1 protein-coding gene is annotated in these 15,870 nt (G+C 43.0%); it reads right to left on the reverse strand.

Translation table 11 applies throughout. The annotated features are described in order from the left end of the window. Positions 1-157: 157 nt before the first annotated feature. On the reverse strand, positions 158-15,556 hold the full coding sequence (locus tag AC2VOY_RS11685) for a T1SS-143 repeat domain-containing protein (RefSeq protein WP_491833686.1): 15,399 nt from the start codon (positions 15,554-15,556) through the stop codon (positions 158-160). Positions 15,557-15,870: the final 314 nt, after the last annotated feature.

Here is a 15,870-nt window from a genome sequence, read left to right on the forward strand (position 1 = left end):
AAACCTAAGAGCCATTATACGTGATTCAATAATTTTAACATTAATTTTTCATTGATTATTAGATACAAAAATGGGCACCCTGCTGACAAGGTACCCATTTCGATGTAACGCTATGTAATATTTGGTTTTAGTTATTCATACACAAAATAAACCAAGCTTAAATATCATAATTAGGAATATGAATATCCAAAACAGCTTGCTGAACATGTATATCATGTGAGTCTAACATTGACTCTTTTTGTTGCGTTTGCGTTTGATAACTAATCTCAGGCGCGTTATTTTCTGTTTGAAGCGTTGCAACATTTGCTAATAATGAATCCACGCTTTCTTCCTCTTCTTGCATAAAGTCAAATTTAAAGTCTGTCAATTTATCTAAATCTTGATCATACTTCTCTTCTAACAAATGCGTGATAGAGATATCAATGCTCTCATCTGGTAGCCATGCACTCATATCATCTTGATCGACATAAATATTATCACCCGAATCTAAATGCGTTGATAAATGTAGATTATTTGAATATTGAGTAAATGCACCCAGTACATCCGTTTGCTGCGTTTCTTGGTACCAAGTTGAGAAATCATTAAAGTTTTGCGTAAATTCATCTTGACTTGTGCAGTGTGCAAGCCAATCAGAGGTTAATTCGGGATTGTGAATCACCCACTGAATCGCTTCGTCTTCCTGACCAAAAGTAATGCTGAGCTCTTCGATAAAGCTATCAAATCTTGCTTGATAATTCACGTCATCATGTTCAAGTTCTTGATGTTGCGTGAAGTGCTCAGTTGTCATCTTGGTATGTTGCTGCGCTTCAATTAATTTTTGCGTGTCATATACATTTGCAGACGTTGACAAGATAGTGTCATCGCTATTGATTTGCGCGTCTAAATTGTCAATCTCCTCAACCGCTACCTGACTTTCAAAGGTTTGTGTCTGAGGGGCACTATTTGCATCTGTATCAATGCCTTGAGTTAATGTTTGAGCCTCATTTTGACTAACGTCATCACCCACTTGCGACACTTGTGCAACCGCCACCGCATCTTGTTCATAATGCGCTTTAGACTCAGGTAACTCTTGCGCCACAGCTGCACCTGACAAGAGTAAACTTGCCGCGGTGATCACGCTTGTATTCGCGGCATCAAGTTGCATAAACTGACGCATGCTGCGACTATTTTGCGTGCTGTTATATGACAAAGAATCAGACATCAGCGTAGCAGCTTGCGGCGCAGAGCGGCTCAGATTATTGAGCGCAACGTCGTCACTATCTTGCGCAGAGTCCGCGCCTGCATTATCTGTCGTGGTGATGGTTAAGGTATCAGATGTTGCGCCCTCATCTGCCGTATACCCAAGACCCGCATCAAGCAGTGCATTAATGCTATCAAGATCACCAGTTAAGGTCACTTCATTGCTGCCATTGCCACTAATGCTCACCCCTGCGCTATCCGGTGCATTAATCACGCCATTTTCAACACTCAGCACAACCGTGTAATCGCCATCATAATCTGCCGCATCGACATCTGACACCGACAAACCTGTGATGGTATCATCGCTCACGCTGACATTGTCGACATTGTTAACTGGCGCGTCATTGATTGGGTTGACATCCACATTAATGGTTTCATTGGTCACATCATCAGACAAGACGCCATTATCACTGCCGCGAATTTCAAGCTCAAGCTCGCCATTCCAGTTTGCCGAGTTATTATCCCCAGGATTGAAGATGATTTTATCTAAATCTGAGCCCTCGCTTACCACGGTCCAAGTGCCATCACCATTGTCTGTCACGCTGCCTTCAACGCCATCAGGGAATGAAATCGTTGCGCCATCTGGCACATTTGAGATCACAACTTGAATTTGCTCCGGTGGGTTTTCCGTTTCAAGATTGGTTGAGTTCGCATCATCCAAGTTATGCGCGTTGATGATGAGTTCAATATCCGCATTCTCATCACCAGTGGCATCTGTCACCACATTTGCGTTGACTTTATCCCCAGCAGGTTCGATATGAATCGTTACTGGAATATCTTTTGAAACCGGATCAGACAATGAATCTTCTTGGGTTAAGACGCTTAATGTAAAGGTCACATCACCACTAAAATCTTCTGGCGGCTTAACGGTTACATTTGATAAATCAAAGGTTTCATCTGCACTTATGTCTACCGACCAAATGCCATTACCTAAGTTATCTGCGCCTTCGATGACAAAGCCAACCGGCACATCGGTAAGCGTTACGGATACTATTGTCTCAGAGCCATCAGAGTCTTGAAGTGAGCCGGTTAAGCCCGTAAACGAAACTTCGCCGCCTTCTTCACCGGTAAATTCGATTTCATCGACAACTTTACCATCTTGTTGGTATTCAAGATCATCATTGACCGCTTCAACCGTGAAGCTTAGGTTGACATCAAATGAGCCCTCAGCAACAACCGGATCTCCATTAACATTCGCCGTATCTTTCGAACCACCTGTGATATTCACGCTGACATCACCGCTGAAATCGTCAGCCGGTTTGAAGTAAATATCATTACGATCTTCTGGGCTAATCGTGATGCTGTCACCTAACGAGTTACCCTCCGCATCAACAAACTCACCAGCATCTGGATCATTTAGCGTTAGTGTAATATCGCCATCAAAATCTTCAAAGCCGCCATCATCGATGCCGCCATTATTCGTATCCCCTGATGATGCATTTAGGTTCAGATGAATGATGCCATCTTCTAATCCTTGGCCTGATACTGGTGTGTCCTCACCATCGGTTGGCTGTTGGTTTTCATCCAAACCTGTTGTTTCTTCAATCGTGAATGAGAAGTCAGGCTCATCGACAACAGGATCTACATGGACAGGAATTGTCCCTGTTACAGAGTTCGAGATACCACTACCAGTATCCGTATTGACATACTCAACGTCTAACTCAAAATCACCCGCGTAATCAGGCGGCAAAATCAAAGTGATCTCAGGGAAGGAGAAGGAACCATCATCATTGACTTCAACAATCGCTACCCATTCGCCGGTTGCCGGGTTGTATTCCATGCCCTCGATGTCAGCGCCTTCAGGTAAACTCTCATCAGAAATCACCAATGAGAACTGGTCCCCCTCACTATCTTCAGGGCCAATTGTGACTTCTTCATTAATCATGTCACTAATACTAATGACACCATCTTCATCACCATCAAGTGCGATATCTCCCAAATGAATATCACCTGGTTGTTCTGCATCCTCTGGATTAGTACCAGATGTATCATTGAAGTGAATTTTAACCGTGTCTTCACGCACCACAACTTCACTTGGCTCATTTGGTGCTAAATCATCGTCACCACCATCTTGCACAGAAGTCTCGACTGTGATCCCAACTGTGCCAGAAAAACCAGGAGGCGCGACAATATGAATCTTATCTATGTTTGCAGAGCTAATCGTCCAAGAACCATCGCCATTATCGGTTGCATTGCTGATAAAGAATCTATCTAGGTAGTTACTATCATCAGAAATTACATCACCGTTCTCATCATAAAGGGTATCAAAACGGATCACGACTTGAGTGACAAGCTCATCACTGGACGTATCATCATTAACCCAAACAATACCATTGGCGTTATCACTGGTGTTCGTCATCAAATCAACAGTGCGACCATCTTCAGATGTAATCACATCAACAGACTCGCCATTGGTTTGGATGTCTAAATAGTTATCCGCATCGACGTCTTCCACAACTGAAGTTAAGGTGACATTTAATGTCCCTGTTACATAAGAGGTTGCAGCTGTGTCATCATCTTCTTCTTTATCATGAATCGTCACCTTCGTATTAATGGTGACATCTGTATCCGAGTTTTCAGGCGCTTGCAGGTATAAGCCGCCGGAGATTGCATCAGCGAGTTGATCCTCAGTTAAGGTGTAATCACCGCCATCACCTGTGATCACTTCACCATCTTCACCGCCAATCACTAAGCTGTAACCTTCTGGAATTTCCACTTGCAGCCCTGCGACAAATTCACTGTCATCTGGCCCTGGCACTGGGTTCCAATTTAGTTCAACTAACTCATCTTCATACCCTGTGGAATCAAGGCTAAAGTCTGTCATATCTACATCAGGCTCAACCGTCACATTTATTTCAAAGTCATAAACTTCCTGGTCACCATCATCTTCGGTCACCGTCACGCGCACAGGTAAACTAAAGTCCGCTGAGCTGTTTTCTGGCGGAATAATCTTGATCCCTTCCAGTTGGTTGACATCGATGCGGTAGATATTTGGATTACTGGTGACTAAGGTTGACTCAATTGGATTTCCATCTGCGTCTTCGAACGTCACGCCTTCAGGAATACCTGTAATGCCAAAGGCTAGGCTCTCAGAGCGATATTCTTCACTGTCTCCAAATAAGCCTTCTTCCCCAGAAATAAAGCTAAAGTCAATCACAGCCCCTGTATCTTCTGTGATCGTGATGCTGGCTGTAGGCGTATCAAGAAGCTCGCCGTTTTCATCAACGCCTGGTCTGTAAATATCCCATTTAGATAATTCATCACCTTCAATCACTATAGGTGCATCCGCATCCCCAATCAGGTTGACGTTGATTTCACCAGAAGAAACGATTTGACGATCTGTGGTGCTTGAAACATTGCCGTTTTCATCGGTAAGGCTTGCCGTATCTTCCACCGCAATTTCTACATTGATTGAAAAATCAACGTTACTATCTAATGGCGGGATAAGCTGAGCATTGCCGAGATCATTCAGTGAAATTTCGTACACGCCATTCTCATCTGGTGTAAGTGTCACGCCATTCAACTCAATCGACGCGCCATCTGGCAAATCAGAGAAAAGAACGAAATATTCTTCTGAGCCATCATCGTTATCATCTCGAGGCGTCACATGGACGATACTTGAGAGATCAATATCTGTGTCTTCGTTTGATTTAAGCGCCTCAGTCACCAAGCGCACAGCATCAGCCACAGGGTTAACGTTAATCACAATTAACTGTGAATCATCAGTTTGCGCCGTCTCTTTACCCGGTACATAAGGGCTTGATTCTTGGCTTTCGGCGTAGACTTCTAACTTAATGTCGCCACTATAGTTATCATTTGGGTTCACTTGCAGCGAGTGAATATCATCTGCTGAAACTTGGTAATAGCCATTTGCATCCGGCGCGCCAAGTTTGCCGCCAGATAGCACTAGCTGACCAAAGTCGCTGTAATCAACACCATCTTCTTCGCTAAATTTAATATAATAAACAAGCGCTTCGGAGCCGTCCTCATCATTGAGCACTGCGCTAATTTCAAGATCGACATTGTTGCTATCTTCATCAACCGTGTAATGGTTAACCGTTGCATCTTCATCCCATACTGGAATATCAGCAACCCCAGCTACGCTAATATTAAAGCTGCCGCTCGATGTTTTATCGCCACTGTCTGAGCTGACAACCGCTTCCACGCCAATGCTAATATCAGCTTCATTGGTAGAGAAGTCATCATTTGGCACAAAATACACACCTTCAAGGCTGTATGTGCTGTCGCCATTATCAACAAAATAATCCGAGGTAAGCGTAACCGTATTACCATCAGTTGGTAGTGGATCACCATTTGCATCGACAAAGATACCGTTTGCAGGCGTTGGCAAGGTTAAAATAACTTCTGAAATCGCTTCATTTTGATCTTTATCACCAACATCAATCGTCATCGAAATTTCGATCCCGATATCCGAGTGATCGGTCCCGTCTAGGTTATCAAATGCGTTACCTTGTGAACCGTCTTGCTCGATGCCGTTTGCCGTCTCGGCAATAATTTTTGGATCTTGATCAGACACGCTGAGCGTAATTGTACTTTGATCCGTATCGCCGTCGCCGTCGGTGACAATAAAATCGATAGTTTCAGAGATCACGCCATCCGTGTGATCAAGGTTATCTGTTGCAGCAAAGCGCACATTGCCTTCATCATTGATATACAACACACCTAGATCAACAGGGTTACCATCTAAATCAAAAGCTTGCTCACTTTCGACGTTATACACATGGTAGATTTTGCCATCGATTGTCTCGGTCGGTAAATCAGCTAATAAGATCTCAACGCCATCCACAACAATTGAGGTCACTTTCGCATCATCTGCGCCCTCATTACGGTTGATCAGTACGTCACCAAGATCGGTAATTTCCCCTTCTTCAACTTCAAGCGTAATCGCCTCAGCTGTTGGCACATCATCCACAATCTTGATTGGTACATTCACATTGTTGGTGACATCGCCATCATCATCGACGGCAAACACTGGCAAATAGATGGTGAGCTCTTTGTCTAAATCTGTATCGATGGCATGATCAATCGCGCCAAGGAGCGTGAACGTAAAGTCGCCAGTCGGATCAATACTAAAGCTAAAGACATTGTCGTCAGACGCAGTTTTCCCAAAGTAAGTATTGCTCGATTCATCATAGCTTAAGCTAATTTGCTCGCCATTTGAGGTTAAAAGGCCAATGCCAGAATCAGGATCTGAATAATATTCATTAAAGTAGTCAATATTCACGGTGAAGCTGTCGATGTGATCACTGCCTGTATCAATGATCACTTGACCGGTAGCCGTTTGTGCATCTGAGTTCGGGTTTGAACCTTGGTGATTGTCGCCACCAGAGTCGATTGCACTTTCATCCACCGTAGTCGTTGTCGGACTTTTGATGCTTGGATCAACCCCATCATTCATCTTAATCTCGATGGTGACAGGCTCATCAAGTGGCTGGCCATCAGAGTCTGAGACCTGAATTGGCACATTTAAGGTAATTTGATCACCATCAAAGATAACAAAGCCAGAATCATCAAATTTATCATGATCAAGCGGTAAATATTGGGTAAATGAAACTGTAATATCTACCCCAGCAACACTTCCACCGTCTTCTATTTCTGATTGAATGGCGCTAAAACCAAACTCCAGCACCTTTTCGCCGTTACTTGTGCCGATATATGTTTTGCTTGCTTCATCGTAAGTAAATTCAATCGACTGTCCATTTTGCGTCGTTAATTGGGATTCAAGTTCGGCAAGTAAGGCTTCATTTAAAGTTTGATCGATTTCGACTGTATCTGGGTTTAAATCATCTGTACCAGGCGCAACGTGGAAGCTCGCGCTGTCTGAAACTGGATATGTGCTTGTGCCAGTGCCATTGACATCAAGATCCCCTTCTGTGACTTCTAAATCAACAAGGTTACCACCTTCGGCATTTTCACCATCTTGAGATTGAATAGTGATCACGCCGGTATTAACGTCTGTATCCACATCTTCAATTTCAAGATTAATATCAATCGTTAAAATACCATCAGGTTGGTCAAGTGATTCGTATTGATTGACATCAAAGGTACCATCTTGATGCAAGGTCACTACCATAATAGTGATTTGATTCCCATCCGCATCCGTACCATAAATGGTCAGTGTGTCTTGCGCTTCGTTGACGGCAACCTCTGTCTCTCGCCCACCGTGAGTGATCGCATCAAGCTGACTTTGCTCTGGAACAATACGAATTTCTTTTATTTCATCACTGTTGGCGTTTAGCTCAATACTGCCTGACGCATCCGCTACTTCTAATCCGTCCACATACTCCAATATGACAGGTTCAGTTGCACCAAATTCTGGGTTAAACCCATCAGTAATAACTGTTTCAACATCCACACTAATCGGATCACCATCGTAGTCATCAACTAAAATTGGGAAGTTGATAAATAGCTGATCATCTACAATATAAATCAGATCCGAATTACTGCCGGTATCGATATGATCGATTGGACCATAAAGCACAACTGTTGTACTGATCAATAAGTTACCATCAGTGTCATAGCTTGGAGTAAAGGTAATTTGAATCAGCGGATCGTGCGACTCACAACTACCTGTGACAGTAAAGCCACCCAAAGCTTTGGTGGTATCCGACGCATCATTGACGACAAAGGTAACCTTTTCGCCATTCGATTCGATTAAGTTGCTCGAAGCATTCAAATCACCAATTTTATCGGGATCAATACGTAGCGTAGTGCTGTCTAATGCATCACCTTGTTGATAAACAACGACAGATGTTTTATTCGTTTGTGGGTAAAGCTCAGAGTTATTATCAGTGAAATTACTCTCGAATCTATCATCTAAATCGCCTTCGGTCACAGTTACTGAATCTGTCACTGAATCTGCAACTGAGTCTTCAATGATGACTTTGATCTGACCTTGTGCAATATCCCCATCCGCATCGGTTGCGCTTATATCAAAGATGAAATTAATCAAGTCTTCATTAGCATCGACATGATCAAGCGGCTCAAAGAGTGTTGCATCATATGTGCCATCTGCAAGGTTAAGCACGACAGTCATGACTAAAGTGCCATCTTCAGCAAAGATATTCAACACACTCGCATCATCATCTGCCAATTCATAGCTCAGTGCACGACCATTTGATTTGAGGCCAGTTTCACCATCAATTAATGCAGATAAGTTTGTTTGAGTGTCACTAAACGCATATTCAACAATTTCATCACTATTGGTATCTAGTGGAATATCGCCAGAGTTCTTAATCCCTGCCTCATCTGCAAGCTCTGCGCTTTCAGTAATCGTCGTGCCTGTATCTTCGCCAAACACTGGGTCAGCGCCATCTTGCAGGTTAACTTGGATATTAATTTGAGTTTCATCTTTATCCGTATCACGGATTAATAGCGGCAAATCGATTTGGATATTGTCATCACCTTCACCATTTATCGACACATAAGTGCCATCGGCATAGCCTTCGCCTTTCTCATGATCCAGAGGGCCGCCTTGCGACACAAGTGTGGTCAAGGTTAAATCACCATTTTCATCGACAACTGGACTAAAGGTAATGCTCAACACAGGCGAGCCATCTTCACCTTTTAAGTCAGAAACAATGCTTATGATGCCAGTAACAGTATCTGTCTCAATGGTAAATTCAATCGGTTGACCATTTGAGGTTAAGGTTTCAAGCTCTGTTTTAAGAGCAGACAGAACTTCAGCATCAAAATGAAGTGATGCAGCAACCAAATCATCCGTTGGTGACTCAAGGGTGGTGACAGTTTTGTTTGTCGCTGGGTAAGTATTTTCGCCATCAGCATTTAGATCAGATAAATCAGCTTCTTCAACCACCACGACATTTTGCGCATCGGCATCAATGCTGCCATCAGGCTTTAGCTCTGGCGGCTCAATTGGGGTTGGGTTGGTGCCATCAAGAATATTGATATGAATATTGCCTGTCGCGACATCATCGTCTGCGTCTGTTGCAGAAATGCCAAGCACAAGTTCAAGCACATCCCCATCATCATTGCTTTGATCTAGCGGTCTGTCTTGGGTAACGCTGTAATTACCGTCTTTATCTATGCTAATAGTTAGCACTGGCGACTCGAAATCGAGCGTACCCTCATCATCTGTCTGATATAAGGTGATCGTATTAATGATCGCGCCATCAACTATGCTTTGGATGACCGTATAATCAGTTTGCAAACCGTTTGAAGTGAGATTTTCAAGGCTAGGTTGCTTGGCATCAAAGACGATTTCATTGATCTCATCAGCGTTTTTATCCAGCTCAATCGCACCCGTTGCGGTTTGCGTCCCATCCGTTTCCGTCATGCTGACGCCACCGCTTGCAATACCATTATCGGCTTCAGTGCCAAACACTGGGTCGGCGCCATCTTGCAAATTAACTTGAATATTAATTTGGGTCTCATCACCATCTGTATCACTGATTAACAGTGGCAAATCGATCTGAATATTGTCATTGCCTTCGCCATTTATGGATACATAAGTGCCATCGGCATAGTTTTCGCCCTGCGCATGATCCAGCGGCCCACCTTGGGACACAGCTGTGGTTAGGGTTAAATCACCATTTTCATCGACAACTGGCGTAAAGGTAATGCTCAATACTGGTGAGCCATCTTCACCTTTTAAGTCTGAAACTATGGTTGTGATGCCGGTCTCTTCATCTGTCTCAATGGTAAAGACTATCGCTTGACCATTTGAGGTTAAGGTTTCAAGCTCATCTTTTAAGTCTTCTTTCACTTGATCATTAAAATGAAGTGATGACGCATCCAAATCATCCATTGGGGAGACTAGATTGGTCTCAATTGAGCCTGTGCTTGGGTAAGTATTATCACCATTTTCCTCAACGTCACTTAAGTCACCTTCCGTAATGGTTACAACCATTTCAGTATCGTCAACAATGACTGGATCTGCGCCGTCAACGATATTGATATGAATATCACCTGTGGCAACATCACCATCGGCGTCGGTAGCAGAAATGCCGAGCTCAAGCTTAATCACATCGCCATCTTCATTGTTTTGATCCAGCGGTCTGTCTTGGGTGACGGTGTAATTGCCATCTTTATCGATACTAATGGTTAGTACTGGCGCGTCAAAATCAAGCTCACCGTCTTCACCCACTTGATATAAGGTCACCGTATTGATGAGTTCGCCATCTTCAGTGGTGCTTTGCGTCACTGTATAATCGGTTTCAAGACCATTGGATGTGAGATTTTCAAGGCTAAGCTGCTCGGAATCAAAGACGATTTCATTGATTTCATCTGAGCCTGTATCTAAGTCAATATAACCGGTGGCGTTTTGCGTGCCATCGCTTTCGGTCATGCTGACGCCACCGCTTGCAATACCATTGTCAGTTTCTTTGCCAAAGCTTGGCTCTTGGCCATCAACAAGATTCACTTGAATGCCCACTGAGATGTCATCATCATCTGTATCTGTGATTAACAGCGGTAAATCAATCTGGATATTGTCATCACCCTCGCCATTCACCGACACATAGGTGCCATCGGTAAAGGTGTCTAAATGATCAAGCGGACCACCTTGGGATACATTCGTGGTGACGATCACGTCCCCATTGTCTTGCAGCTCTGGCGTGAAGGTGATTTCAAGTAGTGGTGAACCATCTGCGCCGGTTAAATCAGAAACAATTGAAATTGAGCCATCGTCATCTTTGGTGATAGTAAACTCAATCGCTGCCTTGTTTGAAGTTAATGTGCTTAATTCAGCTTGCAGCCCTGCCAGTGCATCTGGGTCAATGCGCAGCGTGCTTGCCACTAAATCATCACTTGGGGATTCAATTGTTGTCGATGTGCTGCCTTCTTTTGGATAGGCATTACCCGTCGCTGGGTTTTCTAAATCACCTTCTTCAATGACAATAACATTATCAGCGTTAGCATCAATGCTGCCATCTGGGTTCAATGGTGGGATCACAATCTCAGGTGAATTGTCACCGTCAAGAATATTGATATGAATATCACCTGTGGCAACATCACCATCGGCGTCGGTAGCAGAAATGCCAAGTTCAAGCTTAATCACATCGCCATCTTCATTGCTTTGATCAAGCGGTCTGTCTTGCGTGACGGTGTAATTACCATCTTTATCTATGCTAATAGTTAGCACTGGCGCCGTTTCGATCGCAACACCTTCGTCATCTGCTAGATAAAGGGTGACAACATTTACAATCTCTCCATCGACAGTTTTTTGGCTAAAGACATAAGTCGTTTTATCATCATTTGAAGTTAAACCTTTGAGGCTAGGTTGAAGAGCATCAAAAGTAATTTGTTTAACATTATCCGAGCCTTTATCAAAATCGATATAACCTGTCGCCGTTTGCGCATCATCCGACTCGACAATGCTCACACCACCGGTTGCAATCCCATTATCATCTTCGACGCCAAAGCTTGGATTTTGACCATCACTTATAGTTAGTGAAATATTGATATCTTGCTTATCACCGGTTAAGAACCCATCGCCATCATAGATATGCAATGGAAAATCAATCACCAAATCATCACCGCTGATATTCACATTGGTATCAGTTAATGCATCATGATCGATCGGCAAATATTCAAACACTTCTGAATTAATGATGACACCAGCACCGACTTGCTCAGCCGTAAAATTAACTTCAAGTGCCACTTCGCCGGAAGCTGCCATCCCTAGAAACTGTAAGCTTGTACCATTATCAACATAAGTGAAGGTAATCGCTTCACCATCATTGGTCGTCAGTTTATTTAACTGATTGATCAAAGAGATTCTTTCGGCCATTATCATGCCAAAACTTTCAGCATTGAGTGCATCACTACTTGGTGACATCGCGATTTGGCTAGTGGTCGATTTAGGGTATGCATTGCCATCAGCAGGTGCTTCTAAATCCCCTTCAACTAGCGTTAAATCATCCTCAACAACGATTGTAGACTGGTCATCAACTAATAAAACATGAATATTACCCGTTGCGACATCATCATCAGCATCAGTGCCTGACACGCCAAGAGTTAAATACTCATATAAGCCATTGTCTTGATCGATACTGCCATAAGTGGTAACTGTATATTCACCATTTGGGCTAATCTCAATTTCCATCAGCTTCGCGCCACTTGCAGTTGTCACTGTGGCTATATTGCCAACAACTTCATATGTAGTGGCTTCACCGTTTGAAGTTAAATCGGCAAGGCTTGGCTGCTCGGCATCAAAAACAATTTCTTTGACCACATCTGAGCCATTATCAAACTCAATGCTGCTGGTCACGCTTTGCTCATTGACCGAATCAACAAGGTAGGCACCTTTATCCGTACCAAAGCTTGGATCTTGACCGTCTTCAAGGTTAACCTGAATGCCAACGGAGGTGTCATCGCCATCTGTGTCTGAGATTAAAAGTGGCAAATCAATTTGGATATTGTCATCACCTTCGCCATTAACTGACACATAAGTACCATCAACAAAATCAGTGTTGTGATCGAGTGGACCGGCTTGTGAGACGTTGGTGGTTAAAAGTACATCCCCATTACTTTGAAGCTGCGGTGTAAGTGTAATCTCGAGCAGAGGTAAGTCCTCAGCCCCTTTCACATCCGAGACAATTAAAATCGAGCCATCAGACATGTGAGAGATCGTAAATTGAATCGGCTCACCATTATTATTGGTGGTCAATGTTTTTAACTCATCTTCAAGCGCTTTAAGTGCGTCAGGATCAATCCGCAAGCTTGTTTGAACAAGATCATCACTTGGCGACTCAATCAGCGTGACTGTGTTACCTTTTTGTGGGTAACTCGCACCGTTTGCAGGATCTTGTAGATCACCCTCTTCGATCACTATCACATTTTCAGCATCTGGATCTGGCGTGCCATCAGGAGTAAGTGGCGGGATCACAATTTCTGGTGAATCGACACCATCAATAATTTCAATCTGAATTTGACCGAAAGCGGGATCATCATCCGCATCAAGCGCTTCAACGGCTAAATCAAAAATTAGATTATCTTCTGCATTGCTTTGATCAAACGGACGCACTTGAGTGACGGTGTAACTACCATCCACTCGGATTTCTACCGTCATCACTGTTTCACCTTCAGCACTGAAGGTAATGCGAGTGCCATCGTCTGAAATCACATAGGTGACAGTCTCACCGTTTGAGCTCAGAGGGCTTGGCAAGTTTTGCTCGGCGCTAAAAGTAATTTTCTCGACTTCATCCGAGCCTTTATCAAATTCAATTTGCCCGTCTTTAACTGTCTTACCATCTGTTTCTTGGAAACTAACGCCAGTATCTTCGCCAAAGCTCGGATCTTGCCCATCTAGAATTTCCACAACAATATTGACCGTCGCGTCATCGCCATCGGTATCTGTCACCAATAAGGGCAGATTAATACGCACCGTATCATCCTGCACATTGACGTATTCACCGACACTATCAAGGTGATCGATCGGTCCAAATTGAGTGATTTGAACACCAACGGTCAGGTTGCCATTACCATTTTCGGTGGAAGAAGCATCGATTCTAAAAATGCGCTCGCCATCAACTTCACCAAGCAGAACAAACAGCCCATTGGTTATCTCTGTGAGTTGCCAAGTGATAGGATCGCCATTTGAAGTTAATTCAGACAACTCTTGCGTTAACTTGGCTAAATCATCTGCAGCCATATGCAAAGAATCACCAATTAACGGATCACTACCCGCTTCTACTAAGGTGTTTTGATATAAATTCTTTGGGTAATAATTCGTTGGACTTGGGTTTTGTAAATCACCTTCTGAAAGGATCAATAAATTATCTGCATCACGGCTATTTTCATCCGGGATATCTACGCCAGTGGAGTCGGCGCCGTCCAAAATATCGATGTGAATAATGCCTTGGCCAGTATCTGCGTCATAATCGGTCGCAATCACATTCAGCGCTAAGGATAAAACATCATCTTCTTGTTGATCGACCGATGCATATAAAATGACTTGGTATTGTCCATCCACACCAATTTCAATGCTCAGAACAGGGTCGCCATCTAAATTAGAAACCAAGATCTTATTGCCATCAACGGCATATTGTGTCGCTTGGCCACCACTGGTGATGGTTTCAAGTGCAGGTTGGTCTTGTAAAAAGTTTAGGCTTTGCCAATCATCACTTCCAAGATCGGTTTCTATATGGCCATTTTGAATGCTGTCACGCTGGTTGGTTTCATCAATATTAACGCCAAAATCAGCGCCAAAACTTGGATCTAAGCCATCTAAGATTTCGACTTCAACATTTATTGGTGAGCGGATCTCATGACCGCCTTTATCACTACCAATTAAAGAAAAGTTAATTAAAATTTGGTCAGATTCAAGATGATCAAGTGGCGCATACAGATTAGTTATCACCTCAATCCCTAAATCACCTTGGCTTAGAGAGGTAAAAACAAGTTGAATATCTAGGATGACGTCATCGCCTAAACGGCCAATCACTTGTTGCGTTTCTTTGTCATACTCAAAAGTTAAGCTTTGCCCAGCCAAAGTTAAACGCTGGCTTAAATCGAGTAAAAAGCTATCCAGTGTTGCCGGTGTAATTTCAAAACTATCCGGGTCAAGAGGCATGGTGCCTGATTTTAGGACAGCGTTTTGAGAAATTTGTTGTGGGTAGGCCGGCCCTTCAATATTTTGGGCTTTGGTGCTTAATTCAGGCGTCGGATCAAGGTCGCCCTCACGCAGCGAAAGCGCAAGCGAGATGCCACCATCAGCTGGAATAATTGCAGGATCTTCATCCTCATATTGAGGGCGATCAGTGCGATAAGCCGTTTCAAAGCCGGCTTCGGCTAAGATTGCATCACCGTCAGCTGCAACAATCGATGGACGAATAATTGCCGAATGCTCAAATGTCGACTCGCTCACCACTTCGCTTTCATCCACTTGCTCAGGATCGACAAGTTCATCTGGTGCATATTCCAATGCCAGAACATTCTGCAAATAAAAGCTAACATCCAACCCATCTTTTAGGTAGTCCATTAACTCATAAAACTGCGCAAGACTTAATTTTGAAACAATCAGGCCAGATGGAATTTGAGAATTATGAAACAACACATGAAAATTAGTATTAAGCGCACGCTCAATCCATTGTCCATCTTCATAAAAGTAACAAACTGGAAGCCCACTATCGTTAATAAAAGTCGCAGTTTGCCCCTGACTAACAAGTGCAGGGTCAAAAGAAAGTTGGGAGCGAGCATCGAGGATGAGAACTGGGGAGGTAGAAGATTCGGAAGAAGCATTCGTATTCTTTGGAGGGTCTAAAATCAACGCACGCCCTGAAACATTCGCATGCTCCAATGGCATCACCAAAGTCGATGAAGGAGATAAAGCCATAAATAAGTCCTTTCAATAGCTTAAAACACTTAAATTTTTTTAATTTTTGTTGGTTATTATTTAAGTATTATCATATTTTATATGCATACATAGCGCATCAATGTGGGTGGTTATTTACAATATAACTATCAATCATACGGCAAATAATTAATTATTTTTCTTAACATTAACGCTACAATTAATTTAATTACATCCATTCTAAGTCACATTTTGAATGAAATGCAAGCCAAGCTTGGCTAGTTTTATGTCAATTTTAACGTTTATTTGAAGGTCCGCATTTTATTTGCGAATAAAAAATTATGAATGCATTTTCA

The sequence above is a fragment of the Vibrio sp. KMM 9700 genome, assembly GCF_058545285.1.